This window comes from Chryseobacterium sp. S0630 (assembly GCF_024158915.1).
In the GTDB taxonomy this organism is placed as follows: domain Bacteria; phylum Bacteroidota; class Bacteroidia; order Flavobacteriales; family Weeksellaceae; genus Chryseobacterium.
Genome location: NZ_JAMZGF010000080.1, coordinates 1 through 21,780, shown reverse-complemented (window position 1 = coordinate 21,780; position 21,780 = coordinate 1). Strand labels below are relative to the sequence as shown.

The 21,780-nt window shown below is 36.7% G+C and carries 15 protein-coding genes; 11 read left to right on the top strand and 4 right to left on the bottom strand.

Annotation, left to right across the window (positions count from 1 at the left end):
* Positions 1–169: 169 nt before the first annotated feature.
* Entirely contained in the window at positions 170–1,216 is a 1,047-nt protein-coding gene (locus NK356_RS22370) for a PA0069 family radical SAM protein (protein WP_034693834.1), read from the bottom strand.
* 122 nt (positions 1,217–1,338) lie between these two features.
* On the bottom strand, positions 1,339–1,533 hold the full coding sequence (locus NK356_RS22365) for a hypothetical protein (protein WP_034693837.1): 195 nt from the start codon (positions 1,531–1,533) through the stop codon (positions 1,339–1,341).
* Positions 1,534–1,708: 175 nt separating this feature from the next.
* Between NK356_RS22365 and NK356_RS22360 the strand changes: the two genes are divergently transcribed.
* Positions 1,709–2,059: a hypothetical protein gene (locus tag NK356_RS22360; protein ID WP_034693840.1), complete on the top strand. Its 351-nt coding sequence runs from the start codon at positions 1,709–1,711 to the stop codon at positions 2,057–2,059.
* Between the two features lie 108 nt (positions 2,060–2,167).
* Here the strand turns inward: NK356_RS22360 and NK356_RS22355 are convergent, their stop codons facing one another.
* Positions 2,168–4,819: a hypothetical protein gene (locus NK356_RS22355; protein ID WP_253318096.1), complete on the bottom strand. Its 2,652-nt coding sequence runs from the start codon at positions 4,817–4,819 to the stop codon at positions 2,168–2,170.
* Positions 4,820–4,853: 34 nt separating this feature from the next.
* On the bottom strand, positions 4,854–5,651 hold the full coding sequence (locus NK356_RS22350) for a DUF2797 domain-containing protein (protein ID WP_034693849.1): 798 nt from the start codon (positions 5,649–5,651) through the stop codon (positions 4,854–4,856).
* Positions 5,652–5,740: 89 nt separating this feature from the next.
* Between NK356_RS22350 and NK356_RS22345 the strand changes: the two genes are divergently transcribed.
* The 10 genes from NK356_RS22345 (at position 5,741) to msrA (ending at position 21,521) form a co-directional block, all read left to right on the top strand.
* Complete coding sequence (locus tag NK356_RS22345) at positions 5,741–6,769, top strand: GDP-mannose 4,6-dehydratase (protein ID WP_253318095.1); 1,029 nt, start codon at positions 5,741–5,743, stop codon at positions 6,767–6,769.
* A 136-nt stretch (positions 6,770–6,905) separates the two neighbouring features.
* Positions 6,906–7,127, top strand: coding sequence for a DUF2795 domain-containing protein (locus tag NK356_RS22340; protein WP_002662059.1), 222 nt, complete (start codon positions 6,906–6,908; stop codon positions 7,125–7,127).
* 123 nt (positions 7,128–7,250) lie between these two features.
* Positions 7,251–10,325: a preprotein translocase subunit SecA gene (gene secA / locus NK356_RS22335; protein WP_034693854.1), complete on the top strand. Its 3,075-nt coding sequence runs from the start codon at positions 7,251–7,253 to the stop codon at positions 10,323–10,325.
* A 151-nt stretch (positions 10,326–10,476) separates the two neighbouring features.
* Positions 10,477–12,669, top strand: a complete 2,193-nt coding sequence (locus tag NK356_RS22330) for a TonB-dependent siderophore receptor (RefSeq protein WP_253318094.1) — start codon at positions 10,477–10,479, stop codon at positions 12,667–12,669.
* 33 nt (positions 12,670–12,702) lie between these two features.
* Positions 12,703–14,862 (top strand): TonB-dependent siderophore receptor, encoded by a 2,160-nt coding sequence (locus tag NK356_RS22325; protein ID WP_253318093.1) that lies wholly within the window; start codon positions 12,703–12,705, stop codon positions 14,860–14,862.
* A 40-nt stretch (positions 14,863–14,902) separates the two neighbouring features.
* Positions 14,903–16,102 (top strand): PepSY domain-containing protein, encoded by a 1,200-nt coding sequence (locus tag NK356_RS22320; RefSeq protein ID WP_253318092.1) that lies wholly within the window; start codon positions 14,903–14,905, stop codon positions 16,100–16,102.
* Positions 16,102–18,216: a TonB-dependent receptor gene (locus NK356_RS22315; protein WP_253318091.1), complete on the top strand. Its 2,115-nt coding sequence runs from the start codon at positions 16,102–16,104 to the stop codon at positions 18,214–18,216. Before NK356_RS22320 ends, NK356_RS22315 begins: the two co-directional genes overlap by 1 nt.
* A 51-nt stretch (positions 18,217–18,267) precedes the next feature.
* Positions 18,268–19,479, top strand: coding sequence for a PepSY domain-containing protein (locus tag NK356_RS22310; RefSeq protein WP_034693861.1), 1,212 nt, complete (start codon positions 18,268–18,270; stop codon positions 19,477–19,479).
* A 79-nt stretch (positions 19,480–19,558) separates the two neighbouring features.
* Positions 19,559–20,527, top strand: a complete 969-nt coding sequence (locus tag NK356_RS22305; RefSeq protein WP_253318090.1) for an ROK family protein — start codon at positions 19,559–19,561, stop codon at positions 20,525–20,527.
* Positions 20,528–20,969: 442 nt separating this feature from the next.
* Positions 20,970–21,521, top strand: coding sequence for a peptide-methionine (S)-S-oxide reductase MsrA (msrA, locus tag NK356_RS22300; RefSeq protein WP_253318089.1), 552 nt, complete (start codon positions 20,970–20,972; stop codon positions 21,519–21,521).
* Positions 21,522–21,780 lie beyond the last annotated feature (259 nt).

Genomic DNA, 21,780 nt, shown 5'->3' with positions numbered 1-21,780 from the left:
AGGGTGACAGCGTGGGAGAGCGCTGGCGCGAGGAGTATGAATGGATAGCAGGATGAAGCTCCTAATAAAGTTTGAGAATTTGAGAGTTTGAGAGTTGGAGGGTTTGAGGGTTTGAGTGCAATAGAGTTTGAAGAAATGGCAACAAGATTACACTATATATAAGATAAGCTTAATCAAACAATCTAAGCTGCTGATCGCGAGTTCCGGTAAAGTTAGATGTTGAAAGCCTTGGAAATTCTTTACCTTCAAAAAACTTCTTTTTACCAATCTTAAAGGTGGTGTGAATCATTTCTGCAATATTTCCCTCTCCTCTTTGTCTTTCAAAATATCTTTTATCGCCAAGTTTCCCCCCTCTCATGGAGCGGATAAGATTTAAAACTTTTTGTGCCCTGTCCGGAAAATGAGTTTCAATCCAGTTCACAAAAACCGGCTCAACGGTATCATTTAGCCTTACGAGGGTATATCCGAATCCCAAAGCACCGGCATCCGAAATAGCTTTCAATATATTTAAAGGTTCATCACTATTGAGCCCTGGGATAATGGGCGCTACCATTACATGTACGGGAATATTGTTTTCAGAAAGAATTTCAACTGCTTTTAATTTATTTTTTGCTGAGCTTGTTCTCGGCTCCATCTTTCGTCTCAGTTCTTCATTGATTGTTGGGATGCTTAGAGAAACAGATACCAGATTCTGTTCTGCCATTGGTTTTAAAATATCGAGATCTCTCAGCACCAGAGCATTTTTTGTCAGAATATTGACAGGATGTCTGTAATCAAGACAGAGCTGCAGTAATTTTCTGGTAATTTCAAATTGTCTTTCGGCCGGCTGATAGCAGTCGGTATTTCCGGACAAAAGAATCGGGGCGGCTTTATAGCCTCTTTTTTGAAAAAATTTCTCCAGTAATTCAGGAGCATTTTTCTTAACCATGATTTTTCTTTCAAAGTCGATCCCGGCACTATAGCCCCAATATTCGTGGGTAGGTCTTGCAAAGCAGTAAGAGCAGCCGTGTTCACATCCCTGATAAGGATTCATGGAATATTCCATTGGAAGATCTTCGCTTTTAACCTGATTGACAATGGTTTTGGGAAATACTTCCGTGAAAGAGGTCTTCACAGTCTCGAAATCTTCATCTTCAGGCTCATAGGTATACCTGTCGAAACGATTAACAACGTTTCGCTGAGCTCCCTGACCTTTTATGAAATTTTCGTTTTGCATTCTGATGTAAAATTAGAATGGAATTTTTATAAAATAATGAGTTTTAACATTAAAGTTTTCCACAAAAAAATCCAACACTTTCAAAAGCGTTGGATTTAAACATAATTAAATATATTTTTTTACTACTTCACTGCGTAAAATTCCACTCCGTGTGTTTCGTCGTCGTGGTTCTTTTCATCAAAGTGTCTGTGATAGTCCGAATAGGAATCACTATATTTTTTATCTTTTTTTGTCAAAATTTTTTTAATGCTAATTAAACTTAATACTGCCAAAAGACCAACTCCCCCTGCCAGTAAAACTCCAACTTCTTTTTTCATATTTTCTTTGATTTATTATTGATACCATTGCAAAAAGCATACCTATTTTATTTTTTCAAATTATAAATTTTGTTAACATTAAACTTTATTTTTAGGAAAATTACAATCTGCTATTTTTCTTATATTTAGAAGTTGCAATGGTTTAATTATTGTACTTAAAAATAAAAATATTATTATGGAAAATTCAGAGAATTTTGATAGAATGACAACTTTAAGCGAAGTTATGAAAACGCTTTCTGAAAGAGGAATACAAAGGGAATTCAGGATGAATGAAAATTGTGAAATGAAGTTTGAGAATTCAGACAGAATTTATCAGCCTGCTGAGTTGGTCATTTTAAAAACATATCGTTTCGAAGGGGACAGCAATCCAGATGATAATGCAGTACTTTATGTGGTAAAGGATAATGCAGGAAACCGAGGAATGATTATAGATTCTTACGGGGCAGACAGCAATTATCCAGGTGAAGAGTTCGATAAGTTTTTAAGGGATATTCCTATTTTGGAAAGTGATGAATTCAATTTTTAATTAAATCTCTCTTATATTGATTTTTTAAACCATTAAGTTCGTTTTTATTAAAACATTGCCTTCTTTATATAAATGGTAATGAATAAGCAGACGCAATGGTTTAAAGAATTATTCTTCGGCCTTTTCTTTTTTCTTGAATATATTATTCAGAAAACCTTTCTTTTCTTTTTTCTCTTCTTCCGGCTGGGGAGTTTCTTTTTTATTTTTTATTTCCTGTTTTATTTCTTTTACCGACTGCTTCATATCTTTCACAGAAGAAACTGCCTCCTTCACCTTTTTCTCCGTCTTTTCTACATTTTTACCAATAAGGGTTTTCTTTAATCCCTGTTCAATTCCTCTCCAGAAAAGATTAAAGAAAGACTTTGTAGGATCACGTTCTACATTTTCTACTGTAACTGCATCAGGGAAATTTCCTGAGTTTGATTTCAGAAAAACATTAGCAACGGCTGTTAGAAACCCTTTTTTCTCATGGTTATTCTTATTTAATACTGCAATTTTTAAGTCTTTATGTTTAAGATTAAAAGTTCCGTGTAATCCGGCAGGGTTTCCTTTGAAGCTAAAAAGCATTTCCTGAATAGTTCCTGCAGTAGCGGTCACATGAAGATAAGGTCTGATAAAGGGATTGATTCCACTTGCGGGAAGATTGGTCGTTTTCCCAAAGATTGCAAATTTATCATTCTGATCGGCTACATCAAAGTTCCAGTTCACAGAAAGCGGGGAAAGATTCATGAAAGAACAATTGATTTTAATGTCCACTTTTGTGGGTTTTCCTTTTATTTTAGCAGAGTTCAGATTTTTAACGTTCATATTAAAATTACTGAAGGTCAGTTTTCCGGGTCCCATACTTTCCGGAGTATCTTCTTCGTATACCAGAACAGAATTTTTGAGATCAAGATGATGAATGGTCATCGGAATTTTAATAGAACGCAGCATTTTAGAATATAATGCTTTTATTTTCGGATCGTCCTTGGGAATTTTACTTCTGAAAATATTGGCATTTGCAGACTCAATGTCTACCTGGGAGGCGTTAACCATTTTGTTGTGAGAAAACAGATCCCACTCTCCTTTTGCAGTAATTTGTCCGGCTTTTAAATCATACAGATCTCTCTCAACGGGTATCATTTTGATAAATTGTGCTCTTGAAACGAGAGGCTTCATGGCAAAATTGTTAATCTGTACCTTATTTTTATTCAGTTTAATAAGCCCAAGGCTCATATTGTAAAACTGTGTTTTATAAGCCAGGTTTCTGGTAGTGATATAATAATCTTTTACTTTGAAGGACAACCCTGTCTGATTGGGTTTAGGTGATAACTCAATATTATTTACCGTTGCATTAAGATCATGGAAAGTCAAAGGCTGTTTTCCTTTATCATACGTAATGTTTGAGTTTTTTAAGGATGTTTTTCTTATGATAATGGAATTAATAATCCCTGGTCCGGCAGATTTATTAGTTGTTTTTTCACCTGCTTTAAAAGTTCCGTTTACATTTTCTACGAGAAGATCTTTAAGATCAACATTTAGTTTTTTATCAACGAATTCCAGTTTATTGATATTAAAAGCAATATGATTTGTTTTTAACTCTGCCGCTGCTTTTCCTGTTGCAGGATGGCCTGGTGTCAATACAACATCCCAGATTTCCCCATTTGTTGGCTTCAACCCTAAACTTCTTACTGTAATATTCTGAGTGTTGGAGTATTCAATATTCCTTCCTGCAATGGTAAAATCTTTGTATCCTATAGGAATAACCTGTTCAGAAGTTTCTTTATTAAACATCAGCTGATTGATATTTACAGTAAGATTCCCGACTGACAGAAGATTATTTCCATCCGGCTTTGTGACCTTTACTATGGCATTATTCAGCTTTATATTTTTTAAATCAACTTCAAAATTTGATTTCTTTTCAGCTTTTTTAGCTTTTACTCCTGTGTTATAGACTTTCAGAGCAGGATTCTGGAAGTCTGCATTCGTAAGTGAAACTTTGTTTTTATTTAAAATGACCTCCGTAAAATCCATTTTGGGAACGGAAAATTCAAATAACTGAGCCTTTTTAGGATAAAACTTTTTAAACTGAGCAAAAGAGAGCAACGGAGTCAGCCTGAAATTCTCAACAGCCATTTGCCCATTAGTTGTATTTATACTACCGATGGTAATAGCATATGTTTCATCTGGACGAAGAAAGAATTTTTCTCCTTTGATGCTGTATTTGTCAAAAACGACGGGTAATTTATTTTCTACAGACTCTTCCGTCATCTGTAAATTTTCTACAAACAAATCCAGTTGTTGTACGGATAGAAATTTCTGCTTTGTATACCTGAAAACAGCAATTTTACCTTCGTTGATCCTTATATTTTCAAATGAAACCGGATTCCTTTTCTTTCCGGTTTTACGATCAATAGGTTTTGCAAGAATGATGTTTAAAACAGGTTTTGCCAGCAACAGATCTGACGAGCTGATTCTTTTATTAAAAAGAGCATCATATATTCCAAAACGGCTTATCTTCAAGGTATCAATAGTTCCCTGCAGGCCGATAACGTCTGTATTTTGCGGATCTTTACTGTTTACCGTGATTCCTGTTGCAAAGATATTTCCTGTTCCCAGATCAACATCCAGCGTTTTGTAAGAAACTTTATAGTTTGTATTTTTTTTGATGTATTCCGGAAGTTGGGTTTTGAGCCATAGATTCAGTCCGAAATTCGCAGCAAGAAGAATTCCTGCCAGGATTCCGAAACTTATTAATAGCCTTTTAACCCATTTTTTCATATTTTGTGATTTGATTCTTTTCCTATTATATAGATCAGTTCTTTATTTCCAGTTCTATTACATACCCTTCATGCCCTCTTACATTGATAAAATTTCCTCCTTCAAATCCAAGATACTGACCTTTAATTCCAGTAAGTTTTCCTGTAAACTCAGGTTTTTTATCTAATGTAAATGATGAAACTTTTTCCGGTTTTTCAAAAGGATAGTCAAACATCCACAGTTCTTCTCCTTCTCTATAAAATTTCTGGAAGTCTTCAGGAAAATATTCTTTTATTTTTTGTCTGAAATCAGCAAGATCTACTTCTCCTTCAAAATCGTCCTGCAGCATCTTTCTCCAATTTGTTTTATCTGCCAGGTGTTCTTTTAAAGCCACCTCTATCATTCCTGCTTCATAACGATTTTCTGTTCTTGCAATAGGCAATGCAAAAGTCGCACCCTGATCAATCCATCTTGTAGGAATCTGCGTATTTCTGGTCACTCCTACTTTTACATCTCCGGTGTAAGCCAGATAAACCGTGTGTGGTTGCAGCTGAATTTGTTTTTCCACCTCAAGATCACGTTCTGCAACTCCTAAATGCGCTGTAGAAAGTTCAGGCCGAATAATGGTATCACTGGCATATGGGCTTTCAAAAAAGCAGCTTTTGCAGAATCCCATTCTGTAAATAGGCTTATTCAGTCCGCAATTTACACATTGAAATCCGGTATGTTTGATGCTTAACTCCTTTCCAAACAGCTCATTCATATGGATCAGATCTCCAGAAAGATTGAGGTAGTATTGGATTGGCTTAGCATCGACGCTTGTCATCTTTAAAATTTGCCCTTGAAACTGCATATTATATTTGTATTACTTTTTTAAGTAAATTTAATGATTATATTTTTCAAAAAGTAAAATTTATATTTTTGTACTCATAAAAAATACAAATGGTTTATCTTGTAACAGGCGGTAGTGGGTTCATCGGTTCCCATTTAGTTGAACGATTATTAAGAAATGGACATTCTGTCATAAACATTGACAATTTTGATGATTTCTATGACTATCAGGTAAAAATTAAAAATACTTTAGAGTCAATCGGTAAAAATTCGGATTTTGAATTCTCAGATAAAGAGACGGATATTCCGCGTTTGGTTTCCCTCACTCATTCTGACCAATATTCCCTCTATTGGCAGGACATCCGTGATAAAAAAGGTCTTGAAAACATCTTTAAGAATCATCATATTGATATGGTAATTCATCTGGCAGCACTTGCCGGAGTGCGTCCCTCTATTGAACGCCCTCTTGAATACGAAGAAGTGAATGTACGTGGTACTATGAATCTTTGGGAACTGTGTAAGAATTTTAATATTAAAAAATTCATTTGTGCATCTTCTTCAAGTGTTTATGGAAATAATGAAAAAGTTCCTTTTGCTGAAACAGACAATGTAGACAATCCTATCTCACCCTATGCGGCAACCAAGAAAAGTGGAGAGGTTATAGGACATGTTTACCATAATCTATACCATATAGATATGATCCAGCTCAGGTTCTTTACGGTATATGGACCAAGACAAAGACCCGATCTTGCAATCCACAAGTTTGCAAAGCTTATTTCGGAGAATCAGGAAATCCCTTTCTATGGCGATGGAAATACGGCCAGAGACTATACTTATATAGATGATATCATAGATGGAATTACCAAATCTATCCTTTATCTGGAAAACAATTCCGGGGTTTACGAAATCCTGAATCTGGGAGAAAACCAGGTCATCACTTTATCTGAGATGGTAGCCACTATAGAAATGACACTTGGAAAAAGCGCTATCAGAAAAATTCTGCCAATGCAACCTGGTGATGTCACAAAAACGAATGCCGATATTACCAAAGCAAAGGATTTAATAGGGTATAAACCTGCCACAGACTTCCAAAATGGCATAAAAAAATTTGTGGAATGGTTTTTGAGAAAACGACAATAAGTAAATTGCTGACACAGCTGCCAGCCAGTTTGTGACAGTCATTTATAAGAAAAAATTATAAAAAGAATTGAAAATCAAGTATAAAAAAGTTTATTATACAACCTATTTTTATACTTTTGCAAAAAATTAGAAAATTATGTACTGGACATTAGAATTAGCTTCATATTTAAGTGACGCACCTTGGCCAATGACAAAAGCAGAGCTTATTGACTACGCAATCAGAACTGGTGCACCAATGGAAGTAGTAGAAAACCTTCAGGCAATCGAGGATGAAGGAGAAATTTATGAATCTATCGAAGAAGTATGGAGTGACTATCCTACTGACGAGGATTTCCTTTGGAACGAGGACGAATATTAATAAAGCGATAAGCTTTAGGCTGCTTGCTTAGAGCTTTTTTGCCCTTTTTATATATTAATTTACACGATAAGTGTTATTTAAAACGCTTAAAGCATTTTGCATTAAGCATAAAGCAAAAAATTTATGAGTTTTTTAAACAAAGTTCTTAAAGGGTTTTTGGGAGACAAGAAAGCGCAGGACCTAAAAGAAGTAAAAAAAGTTGTAACAAAAATCAGAGCTGTAGAACCTAACATTCAACAATTGTCGGATGATGGGTTGAGACAAAAAACTGCTGAGTTTAAAGAGAATATAAAATCTGCAACCAGTAAGATCACAGCTCAAATAGAACAGATAAGAGAGCAGATAAAAACTTCAACCAATGTTGATGAAAAAGAAGCTCTTTTCACAAAAATTGAGGCTCTAAAGAAAGAATCATACGAAATTGAAGAGAAAGTTCTGGTTCAGGTTCTTCCCGAAGCTTTTGCATTGATCAAAGAAACGGCAAGAAGATGGGCTCAGAATGGAGAAATTCGTGTAACAGCTAGTGACTGGGATAGAGAACTTGCTGCTGCAGGAAAAGATTTCGTTAGCATTCAGGGAGACACAGCTGTTTGGAAAAACTCATGGGACGCTGCCGGAACTCCTGTAGTTTGGGATATGGTCCACTATGATGTTCAGTTTATCGGAGGGGTTATTCTTCACAGTGGTAAAATTGCCGAGATGGCAACCGGTGAAGGTAAAACTTTGGTAGGAACATTACCTATTTATTTAAATTCACTTCCGGAAAGAGGAGTACACGTTGTAACCGTGAACGACTATCTTGCAAAAAGAGACTCCGCATGGATGGGACCTCTTTATCAGTTCCACGGAATGTCTATCGATTGTATCGATAACCACCAGCCGAACTCTGACGGAAGAAGAAAAGCATACAACTCAGATATTACTTACGGAACGAATAACGAATTCGGTTTCGATTATTTGAGAGACAACATGGTGACATCACCTTCAGAACTGGTACAAAGAGAATTAAACTTTGCTATCGTGGATGAAGTTGACTCTGTATTGGTAGATGATGCAAGAACACCATTGATCATCTCTGGTCCGGTTCCTCAGGGAGACAGACAAGAGTTTGATGTTCTTAAGCCTTCTATCGACAGAATTGTTGAAGTACAAAAGAAAACCGTTTCTACCATTTTCAATGAAGCGAAAAAATTAATCGCTGCAGGAAATACAAAAGAAGGAGGATTCAAATTACTTCAGGCATACAGAGGTCTTCCAAAAAACAGACAATTAATCAAATTCTTATCGGAAAGCGGAAACAGAGCATTGCTTCAGAAAGTTGAAGCGCAATATATGCAGGACAACAACCGTGATATGCCGATTGTAGATAAAGATCTTTACTTCGTAATCGAGGAGAAAAACAATCAGGTAGACCTTACAGACAAAGGTGTTGAATACATGTCTCAGGGTAACTCTGATCCAAACTTCTTCGTACTTCCGGATATCGGAACTGAGATTGCTGAAGTAGAAGCTAAAAACCTTTCTAAAGAAGAAGAGTTTGAAGCAAAAGAAAGACTTTTCTCTGATTTTGCTGAAAAATCCGAACGTGTTCACACAATGAGCCAGCTATTGAAAGCATACACATTATTTGAAAAAGATGATGAGTATGTGGTGATTGACGGTGAAGTAAAAATCGTTGATGAGCAGACAGGTCGTATCATGGAGGGACGTCGTTATTCAGACGGTCTTCACCAGGCGATCGAAGCGAAAGAGAATGTAAAAATTGAGGCCGCTACTCAAACTTTTGCAACGGTTACGCTTCAGAACTATTTCCGTATGTACAACAAACTTGCGGGGATGACGGGTACAGCAGAAACAGAAGCTGGAGAGCTTTGGGAAATCTACAAATTAGATGTTGTGGTAATTCCTACCAACCGTCCTATTTTAAGACATGACAAGCAGGACTTAGTTTTCAAAACGAACAGAGAAAAATATAATGCTGTAATTGAAGAAATTGAAAAATTAACAGCACAGAAAAGACCTGTATTGGTAGGTACTACTTCTGTTGAAATTTCTCAGTTACTTTCAAAAGCACTTCAATTAAGAAAAATTCCACACCAGGTATTGAACGCGAAACTTCACAAGAAGGAAGCAGAAATTGTAGCTGGAGCAGGACAGCCGGGAGTTGTAACCATTGCAACCAACATGGCAGGTCGTGGTACCGACATTAAACTTTCTAAAGAAGTAAAAGATGCAGGAGGTTTAGCCATCATCGGAACAGAAAGACACGACTCTAGACGTGTTGACAGACAGTTAAGAGGTAGAGCAGGACGTCAGGGAGATCCGGGAAGTTCTCAGTTCTATGTATCTCTTGAAGATAACTTAATGCGTTTGTTCGGTTCTGAGAGAATCGCTAAAATGATGGACAGAATGGGTCATAAAGAAGGAGAAGTAATTCAGCACTCTATGATCAGTAAGTCTATTGAAAGAGCTCAGAAAAAAGTGGAAGAAAATAACTTCGGAACAAGAAAGAGACTTCTTGAATATGATGACGTAATGAACAAACAACGTGACGTAATCTATAAGAGAAGAAAGAACGCTTTATTCGGAGACCACTTGAAATATGATATCACGAATATGATTTTCGATGTTGCCAATTCTATCGTTGCGAAAGGAAAAGCTTCAGGAAATTATAAAGATTTTGAATACGAAATCATTAAAACATTCACAATGGAATCTCCGGTTTCTCAAAGTGATTTTAATAATAAAAACGTTCAGGATCTGACGAATATTTTATTCAAAGCAGCTCAGGAAGACTATAAAATGAAGCTGAACCTATTGAAAGAAAAATCATTCCCAATCATTGAGAATGTATACCAAAATCAAGGTTCAATGTTCAAAATGATCCAGGTTCCTTTCACAGACGGACACAAAACAATGACAATTGTAGCTGATCTTAAAGAAGCTTATGATACTCAGTGTGAAAGTTTAGTGAACGATTTTGAAAAGAATATCACTTTATCAATTATCGATGAAAACTGGAAGCTTCACCTTCGTGAGATGGACGACTTAAGAAGATCTTCTCAGGGAGCTGTTTACGAGCAGAAAGATCCACTGGTAATTTATAAGCAGGAATCTTTCCACTTATTCAGTGAAATGATCGATAAATTAAACAAAGAAATTATTTCTTTCTTATATAAAGGAGAAATTCCAGCTTAAGAAAAATTTAATAATATCATACAAAAACCGCTCTGGCATTGGCCATAGCGGTTTTTTGTTATTCAGTATATAATAATTTTATGATAAATATCAATCTCATTATTTATTTAGAACAGTTAAAAATAATATATTTGCAGAAAATTTGACTTTCATGAAAAATGTACTGATCTGTGCTTCCGCTCTGGGAACAATGCTGGTTTCTGCCCAAAAAAAAGATACATTAACCACTAAAAGCATTGACGAAGTAATCATCAATACATATGTAAAGAAAGATAGTGAATACTCTAATAAGATGCCTTTAAAAGCTATAGAGGATCCTCAGGTATATTCTTCCATTGATAAAGGAATACTGGAAAACCAATTGTTATTTACCGTAGATGATGCATTCAGAAACGTTGCAGGTGCCCAGAAAATGTGGAGTGCTACAAACAGAGCAGGAGACGGAGGTATTTATCTTAACTTAAGAGGTTTTGTAGCTGGAAACTCTATCAGAAATGGTATGGTAGCTCCTATTACTACTTCTATGGACGCTATTAATGTAGAGAGAATTGAAGTTTTAAAAGGACCTTCTGCTACCTTATTCGGAAGTAATCTGACCTCTTACGGAGGAGTCGTGAACAGAGTGACTAAAAAACCCTTTGAAACTTTTGCAGGTGCTGTTTCTCTGGCAGGTGGAAGCTATAACTACTACAGAGTGCAGGCAGACGTGAATGCACCGCTTACGAAAGATAAAAAATTATTATTCAGATTAAATACAGCCTATACCAACCAGGGAACTTTCCAGAGAACCAATGCAAAGAACTCTTTCTATGCATTCACTCCATCCCTTACTTACCGTCCTACAGATAATTTAGAGATTAATGCTGAGCTGGAAATGTTTGAAACCAATTCATATCCTGAAACCGCTTTCTTCTTTTATTATCCGAGTTCACAGCTTGGCGCAGACAGCATGGATAAACTGGAGAAATTGGGTTATAACTATAAACAGTCTTATACCGGAGAAGGTCTTAAAACGGTGGGTAAAGCAAGAAACTTCTTTGGACAGGTTAATTATAAGATTAATGAACATATCAAATCCTCTACAAACGTAAGTACTTCTTATTCTTATTCAGACGGATTTAACCCTTATTTTTATTTTGCCCCAAACCCTTTAAACAGTTCAGAAATTGGGGTAGCAAGAGCGGACCAGTCAACCAAAGACAGCAAAAGAACATATTTCCAGCTTCAACAGAACTTCAATTTTGATTTTAATATCGGAAGCGTAAGAAACAGAACGGTAGCAGGTTTTGATTATATGAGAATGAATGATAATCAGTATTTTCTGTTTACAGATTTTGACTGGGTACCATTTAATGCCACAGATTATTCCAATATGAATGGCCAGACATTGGGAGCAAAATACACAGCACTACAAAGCGGGTCTGATTTTGAGAAAAACAACACTTATATAAGCAAAGGAAAAAGAGATATTTACAGTGGTTATATCTCCAACGTCATCACTCCGGTAGAAGGGCTTAATATTCTTACTTCTGTACGATACGAAAGTGTAAACTTCAAAGGAGGACAAACCGGACAAAAACTTACTGATTCTTTTAGCCAGGGAGCATGGTCACCAAAATTCGGAGTTGTTTATCAGATTCTTCCTGAAAAATTATCCGTTTTCGGAAACTTCCAGAATAGTTTTTCAGTAAATGGATATTATACTTCAGATAAAACAGGAGGCGTAACCCTTTCAACACCAGAAAGAGCCAATCAGTTTGAAGGAGGTTTCAAAACAAACCTTATCAAAGGAAGAGTTACTACAACTTTAAGCTACTATAATATTCAGGTAAAAAATACCCTTCTGAATACTGGTGAAATGACAGGAACGGGACAGGCTGTACAAAATCAGGCTGGTTTATTAAGAAGCCAGGGAGTAGAATTGGAAGCAAATGCTTATCTGATCAAAGGATTCTCCGTTATCGCCGGAGTAAGCTACAACGATATGAAATATACGGAAGCTGATGAAACAGTAATCGGAAGAAGACCTGCTACAGCATCATCTCCATGGTTAGTTAACTTCAATGCAAGCTACCAGTTCCTTGACGGAAAATTAAAAGGACTTGGCTTCGGAGTTGGAGGAAATTACGCGAGCGACAACAAAATTGTTAACTCTACAACGATGGGTACTTTCATCCTTCCAAAATATCTGGTATTGAATGCTAACGCATTTTATGATACTAAAAAATTCAGAATCGGGGTAAAAGTAGACAACTTTACGAACGAACACTACTGGAGCGGATATACAACTGCTAATGCTCAGGCTCTTGCCAATGTATTGGGTAGTTTCACTTATAAATTTTAAAACTGTTAGAATAAATTATTCCCCTTATAAACAATGAAAAGAATAACAATAGGAGCTGCATTATTAACTTCCATGTTCAATTTTGCACAGGAAAAAAAAGACACCATCAAATCCAACGATATTGAAGAAGTAGTTGTTAACGGAAGATATTATCAGAAATACAAACTGAATGAAGTCTCAGGTTCATTGAGAATTCAGACTCCGATTCTTGAGCTTCCTCAGAATGTACAGTCTGTAAGTTCTCAGGTTCTTGCTGACCAGATGACCCTGAACATGTCAGAAGGTATTGTTCGTAACGTAAGTGGGGCAAGAAAAGTAGAACACTGGGATAATGTATATTCCAATGTATTCATGAGAGGTGCCAGTATTTCTACTTTTATGAACGGAATGAATGTCTCTTCTACTTGGGGACCTATTAATCCTGACGCATCTATTATAGACAGAATAGAGTTCGTAAAAGGTCCTGCCGGATTTATGGGCTCTATGGGAGATCCTGCCGGATTTTATAATGTAGTTACAAAAAAGCCTACCGGAAAATTTGCCAACAGTGTGCGTTTCACAACGGGAAGCTATAATCTTTTCAGAGGTGAAGCTGATCTTGACGGAGTTCTTGTAAAAGACGGTGTTTCAGACTATCGTATCAATTTAATGGGAAGTTCCAACAATTCCTGGGTGGAAAATGATAAAACAAGCAAAATCATTGTTGCTCCGTCTATTACTTTCAGACCTACAAAGAGCACTACATTTACCGCTCAGTATAACTATCAATACTTAAAATTCAATCAGCCCGGAGCTTATCTGATGTCTAACGACGGATACGCTTCACTGAATGTACATACCAACTTTAATGACCCGAACTTCAAGAAAACTGAAGTAAAGGATCAGAGTTTATTTTTAAGCTTAGATCAGAAGCTTTTCAAAGACTGGGTTTGGAGTACTCAATATGCGTACATGGACCTGAATTATGACGGAGGTTCATGGTGGGGAACTTTTGATCCTAATAATAAAGATGTTTTAAACAGAACATTAAGCAACTGGCAGGCTAAAGGAAAAAATCACATTTTCCAAACCTATGTAAGAGGTAAGCTTAACACAGGAAACATTGTACATAAAATTATTGCCGGATTTGATTATGGAGACAGAAAGTATAATGCAGACTTTTCATCTTTTGCCGGAGGACCATTCCCTATTAATATTTATAATGTAAATTATGGAGTAGATCCTTCAAAACTTCCTTCTTCTGACTTTTATACATTGAACACTTCCGCTCCATTCTATAATGACCAGGGCGTAAAATATACTTCATATTATGCTCAGGATCAGATTGAAATGTTTAATAATAAGTTAAGATTAACATTAGCAGGAAGATATACAAGCGGAAAAACTTATTCTGCATATCCTAACCTAAGCCCAGGTACTCCTATCGTACCGGATGAAGCAGGAGAATTTACACCAAGAGTAGGAATTAGTTATTCTATCAATGAAAACTTCTCTGCTTACGGGATTTATGACAAAACCTTCGTACCACAATCCGGAACAGGAATTCATCAGACATTGATTACAGATCCTTTCAGAGGACAGAATATTGAATTCGGATTGAAAAAAGACTGGTTCGGAGGAAAATGGAACTCTACTTTCGCAGTATACGAAATCAGAAGACAAAATATTCTTGTTGCCGGAAATTCAAATGAAAATAATGGAGCTCCTTTCCAGGTTGCTACAGGTGAGCAGAGAGCAAGAGGTTTCGAAACTGATATCAAAGGAGAAATCATCAAAGGGTTGAATATTATCATCAACTATGCTTATACAGACGCAAAAACCGTTAAAGACACAGATCCTACAAGAATTGGTATCCAATCTCCGGGGAATGCAAAAAATGTTCAGAATACCTGGATTAACTATAGATTTGAAAATGGTCTTATGAAAGGGTTCGGAATTTCAGCCGGTTATCAGTATCAGGGAGGAAGACAATCCTGGTTTGGAGTAAGTGCTACAAAAGATCAGAGCCTTCCGGATTATTTTGATACCAACTTCGGGGTTTCCTATGTTGCTAAGAAATTTGATGTCAATCTAATGTTGAATAATGTCCTTAACAGAAAATTGTACAGTGGGTACAGAGGAGATGCCGGCGAATATGCATGGATCTACAATGCTCCGCGTAACTGGAGATTATCAATAGGATATAAATTTTAAAAAATCAAAGGTTAGCCCCTCACGGGGTTAACTTTTTGCTATGAGAAAAAAGCATCACCATAAAAAGAAAGCTCCTTCAAAAAAATGGTCTGCCAAGCTACATTTGTGGTTTGGTTTATCTGTTGGTTTCATTGTATTTATAGTCTCTCTTTCGGGGACTTTATATGTTTTTAAGGATGAAATACAGAATAGTCTGCGCAAAGAAGCCATTTATCTGAAAAAAGAAGATATCGGGACAAAGCCTTTACCTATTAATCTGCTTCGTGAAAAGGTATCACTGGAACTTAATGAAAAATATCCTGTAAGCGCTGTAGAAATTCCTTTGGATAAAAATCAATCCTACCAGTTTGAGTACTATGAAAAAAGCAAAAAGGGATGGAACTATTTCCAGCAGGTACGTATTAATAAAAAAGCTTATGTGAATCCATATAACGGGCAAATCCTTGCTGTTTATGATGAAAAATACGATGTATTCAATATTTTGAAATATATCCACTGGGGACTTTTGCTTAATTCAGAATGGGGACCGTATACGGTAGGAATTCCAACCGTTCTTTTTATCGTTATGCTGATAACAGGAATTATTTTATGGTGGCCTAAAAATAAAAATGCCAGAAAAGGACGCTTTTGGTTCAACTGGGAAAATGTAAAAAACTGGAAGCGTAAAAACTACGATCTTCATAATATCTTAGGGTTCTATGCATCATTTATTGCATTGCTATTAAGTGTTACAGGGCTTTATTTTGCGTATCCCTATGTAAAAAACACCTTTACTTTTGCTTTATCCGGTTCATGGGAACTTCCAAAAGAAAAAGAAAGAAAATCTCCGGACTCCCTGATGGCGAAGAATGAAGCTGTTTTTGATCTTGCTGCAGCCCAAACCGAAAAACTGTACGCAAAATCATCAAGCTTCAGAATTACCCTAAACGGAAAGAATAAAAAAGGAAAAGAACTGAAAAATCTTCCGGTAACAGTTTACGGAATGGATGGAAGATACAGTGAAAGAAACATCCTGACATTCGACAAATACTCTGGAAAACTACTGGCCAACAAACCTCATCACAAACTTACTACTGCCGAGAAATACTCCAACGCCAACTATGATATCCATACCGGATCCTACTTCGGAATCATTGGAAAGGTCATCTGGTTTATGGCCGGCCTTACGTGTACATCACTCCCTGTAACCGGATTCCTGGTTTGGTGGGGAAAAAGAAAGAAAAAAGGAAAGAAAATATAATGAAAAAAGTGCTTTTATCAGCTGCCTGCTTAGGAACTACTACCGTTTTTGCTCAGGTAAAAGATAGTTTACAAACTAAAAATGTAGACGAGGTTGTCATGACCGCCTCCAGAAAAAAGGAAAATATCAAAGAAGTTCCAAGCTCCATTACAGTGGTAGGAGAAAAACAGATTCAGTCTCAGCTGACTGTGAACTCAGATATTACAAGCATTCTGCAATACACTGTTCCCAGTTTAGGAACCAATTCAGGACAGACTTCCAATTCAGGACAGACATTAAGAGGTCGCCAGGTTTTGGTTTTGATTGATGGAATTCCACAGTCTACCCCACTTCGTAACGGAGCTAGAGATTTAAGGACTATTGACCCTTCAGCCATCGAAAGAATTGAGGTGATCAAAGGTGCTTCTTCCATCTATGGTAACGGAGCAGACGGAGGGATCATCAATTATATTACAAAGAGAAACAAAACAGATAAAAAGATCTCCGGAATTTCGCAGATTGGTCTTACAGGACAGCCTTACGGTGGTACTTTAGGAGTAAGAGCCAGCCAGCTTTTAACCGGAAAGATCAAAAAGTTTGACTATACCCTTTCATTAGCCTACGAAAGAACAGGATATACAAAAGACGGAGACGGTGTTTTAATAAGCCCTACGTACAGTATTGCCAAGATGGACAACTATAATGGATTATTGAAAGTAGGTTATGACATCAACGAAAATCAAAGAATCGAAGCGTCTTACATCGGCTATTCTTCAAGATCAGATCTGAATGTAGGATTAAAAACAGGTAAATACGGTATCACGCCTACCATTGGTGAAGGAATTGGAAAAGGATTGGAAACAACCCCTCAGGGAACTCCAAAAAACCACAATATCCGAGTGAGCTATGACAATAAGAACCTGTTTGCAGGAACTTCTTTAAATATCAACCTTTACTATCAGGATTTCAAAACCGTTTACGGATACAGCGATACCTTTTTCAATGGTGGACAGTCTAATGTCATTTCAAAAAAAGCAGGAGCAAGATTCAATTTTGATACTCAACTTTGGAATTCAGCTAACTCTCAGGCAGAAATCATCTACGGAGCTGATATTCTGAATGATGAAACAGTACAAAAACTGGAAGACGGCCGTTTCTGGACTCCGAATATGAACATGACTAATATTGCACCTTTCGTACTGGCAAAAATTGATCTGTTCAAAAAATTAACCATTAAAGGAGGACTTCGTTACGAAAACATCAAAGTAAATGTAGATGACTTCAATACCCTTTCCACCCTTAAAAGTGACGGAACTTTCACGAAGAGTATTCCTGTAGCTGGTGGAAAACTGAACTACAATGCATTGGTAGGAAATATTGGAATTCGTTACAATATTGAACCTTATATCAATCTTTTCGGAAGCTTCTCACAAGCCTACTCTATCAATGAATTAGGAAGAATTTTAAGAACCTCAACTTCTGAAACCATTAAAAGCCTGGAAACAAAACCAATTATCGTAAACAACTACGAATTGGGAGCAACAGGACAACTTTCCAGCTGGTTGAACTATGAATTAACTTCTTATGTGAGTACCTCTAAACTGGGAGCATCATTCGTACAAAGTCCGGACAGAGCATTAATGATTCAGAGATCTCCCGAGATTGTATACGGTGTGGAAGGATTTTTACACTTTACGCCTACAAAATGGATTCAGTTTGGTGGAAGCTACAGCTGGATGGAAGGAATTACCTCTGTAAAAGATGACGGTGATTATTCTACCAAGATTAACAACAGCAGAATTTCTGCACCTAAAGTATTGGCTTATGTTCAGGCAAGACCTGTTCCTGCTCTATCCGTTGGGGTTGATATGCTTCACTCTTTCCAGCAAAACAGATTCGAGCCTAATGCTAAAACGGGATTGTATGCTTATGGTGAAGGATATGTTCCTGAATATACTGTCTTTAACTTCAAATCAAGTTATGAAGTTAACAACAACTGGAGATTGTCATTAGGTGTTGAAAATATTTTTAACAAAGTATATCAACCTGCTATTTCATGGTGGACTGCAAGAGACAGTGACTTCACCAATGCTCTTGGACTAAGAGGGACATTCATGATTGAATACAAATTTTAATTAATCTAAATAAAAAGTAAAGCATATCTTTGCTTTACTTTTTACTGTTATATGAAGAAAAACCATCATCATAAAAAGAAACCGGGCTTTTTCAAAAAATGGTCAGCCAAGCTGCACCTTTGGTTCGGGTTGGGAATAGGATTTCTGATCTTTATTATCTCCATTACCGGAGCTTTATATGTATTTAAAGATGAAGTGGAAAACATCACCCGAAAAGATGTTATCTACCATCATGAGCAAAATATTGAGCAGAAACAGGTTCTTCCTATCAGAGTAATGGAAAAGGCTGTTGCGCAACAGGTAAAAGAGAAATATCCTATCCACTGGGTAAATGTTCCTATTGACAAGACGCAATCTTATATGTTCTTCTGGTATGAGCATAATACGGATGCCTGGAATTATTTTGATGAATTTCCCATCTACAAACAGGCTTATGTAAATCCTTACACAGGAAAGGTACTGAGAGTCTATGATGAAAAAAACGGATTCTTCAATATTGTAAAAATGATCCACTGGAGCTACCTTCTGAAACAGGATTGGGGAACGTATGTCGTGGGAATTCCTGTTATCATTTTTATCATCATGCTGATCTCCGGGATTATCCTATGGTGGCCAAAGAACAAAGCCGCAAGAAAACAGCGTTTTGCTTTCAAATGGAAAAATATTAAAAGCTGGAAGCGAAAAAACTACGACCTTCATAATGTCTTAGGATTTTACGCATCTATTTTTGCTTTAATCTTCTCAATTACAGGACTTTTCTATGCATTTTTCGTAGTACAGGCAATGATCTATGTGATATTTTCTGGTGGAGAAACCAAGTATCCCGACTTCTCACACATTAAAACAAAAGCTCCTATCGAGCTTAGAACAGAAGGAACACTGGATAAAATCATCAATACCGTACAGACAAAATATCCGGATTCCTATGGTTTTGCTATAGATTTAGGACATCCGCACATGGATGACCACGAACATCCTAACTTTGAGGTGTATGTGAAGCACCTTTCTTATTCTTACCATAAAAGCAGCAGCTTAATCTTTGATGAAAACTCTGGAGAATTGCTACATACTCATGATCCGAAAGATAAAAACTTTGGAGAAAAGGTGGTGAGCGCCAATTATGATATTCACGTAGGAGCTATTTTAGGACTTCCTACCAAGATTATTGCTTTTATTGTAAGTATTATCTGTGCTTCTCTTCCGGTTACCGGATTTATGATCTGGTGGGGAAGAAAAAAGAAAAAACCAATAAAAACAGCTTAAAGTATTAAATAAAACCTACTTAATAATCCATTAATACAATCTTTTTTATAATTTTAGCCCTTAGAATTTAATAATAGAAATGTCATTAATAGATTTATCAAAACAAGTTGCCCTTGGAGTTGACATCGGCGGAACCAATACTAAATTCGGAATCGTAAACCACCGTGGTGAAGTTCTGAATAAAGGAAATCTGAGAACTGATGCCTATGACAAAGTGGAAGATTTCATCGATGCTTTATATGAACATGTTCGTCCAATGATGGAAAAGTATGGTACTGAAGCACACTTTGACGGAATCGGAGTAGGCGCACCAAACGCGAACTATTACAAAGGAACCATAGAACTTGCCCCTAATCTTCCATGGAAAGGTGTTATTCCTTTCGCTGAGCTGATGACGGCAAAATTCGGTCTTCCTTGTACAGTAACCAATGATGCCAATGCTGCGGCACTGGGAGAAATGCTTTTCGGAGCTGCAAGAGGAATGAAAGATTTCATCATGATTACCCTGGGAACAGGAGTAGGAAGTGGAATTATTGCCAACGGAAGCTTAATCTATGGACATGACGGGTTTGCCGGAGAATTGGGACATACGATTGTAAAGCCAGGCGGGAGAAAACACTGGAGCACAGGTTCTGAAGGAAGTCTGGAAGCCTATGCTTCTGCTACAGGAATTACCATTACAGCAAAGAAAATGAGAGCGGAGTTCCCGGAATCTATGCTGAATCAATATCCTGAAGATGAAATCAATTCTAAAACAGTATACGAATGTGCTATCAAAGAAGACCCAATTGCTATCGAGGTTTTCAGATATACAGGTCAGAAGCTGGGTGAAGCAATAGCTAATTTTGTAATGTTCTCTTCACCGGAAGCTATTCTTCTATTCGGAGGAGTTATCAAAGCTGGAGATTTTATTTTAAAGCCTGCTAAGCTTCATATGGAAAGAAACCTTCTTCCAATTTTCAGAAATAAAGTAAAACTGGTATTCAGTGAACTTGACGAAGCAGATGCTGCAATTCTTGGAGCGAGTGCTTTGGTTTGGGAAAAATAACTGAAAGTCTTTTACATAATATAGAGCATCCTTTTTAGGGTGCTTTCTTTTTTCCCACAGATTGCGCAGATTTTCACAAATGATTGCGCTTTATTTCCCTTGTGTTATTTGTGAAAGCATTGGTGTTATTCGTGTTTAAAACTAGAATATGAGAATATAAATTCATCGTCGTTGAGATGCTTCGACTAAGCTCAGCATGACATTGCTAATACTAACTGTCTTAAAAAACTTTGCAGAGATTAAATACGAGAAATTACATTCTATTTTCCTTGTGTTATTTGTGAAAGCATTGGTGTTATTTGTGTTTAAAACCATTTGCTACATCTATCATTGTAATTTGAGTTTAAGACGTAAAAGCATGTTCAAATGAAAAAGTTTTTCATATTTTTGATTGGTCTTTTCCGGATCAGGAAAGGATAATAAAACAATATAATTACCCAAAATGGACAACAATAATTTAGAACAGATTACTTTCGGAGGTGGATGTTTCTGGTGTGTGGAAAGCTGTTTCAATATGCTTAAAGGAGTACAATCTGCTATTTCAGGATATTCCGGCGGACATAAAGATAACCCGACTTATCAGGAAGTTTGTACAGGAGAGACAGGACATGCTGAAGTAGTTCAAATCACTTATGATTCTGCTGTTATTTCTTATGAGCAATTGATGGATGTATTCTTCTTCCTTCATGATCCTACTCAACTTAACAGACAGGGAAATGATATCGGGACCCAATACCGTTCTGTCATTTATTATAAAGATGATGCAGAGAAAGCAAAAGCTGAAGAAGCAATTAAAGTATCTCAGGAGTCTGGAAGATGGACTGGTACTTATGTAACGGAATTAACTCAATTCGACAAATTCTGGCCGGCAGAGCAATATCATCAGGGATATTATAATGAGAACCCTACACAGCCCTATTGCAGCGCTGTGGTAGGTCCGAAAATACAGAAGTTTAAAAAGCATTTTGGAGAATTGGGAATGCTTAATGCCTAGTAAAATCTTATATTTTAAGTTTCGGCTAAAGCCGTTGAATGATGTTTGTTAATCTTAAATGGGCTCCCTTCGACTAAGCTCTGGATTATAGCCCATTCCTATTGAATACTCTTTCTCACAGGTTTTGCTGATTGAGCAGATTATTTATTCGTAAAGTCTATCCGTCCAGTTTGTCATTCCGAAGGAATCTATACTCTACATTAATTGGGTTATAAAATATATCGAGACTCCTACCGGAGTGACAAAGTTGGAATTGACA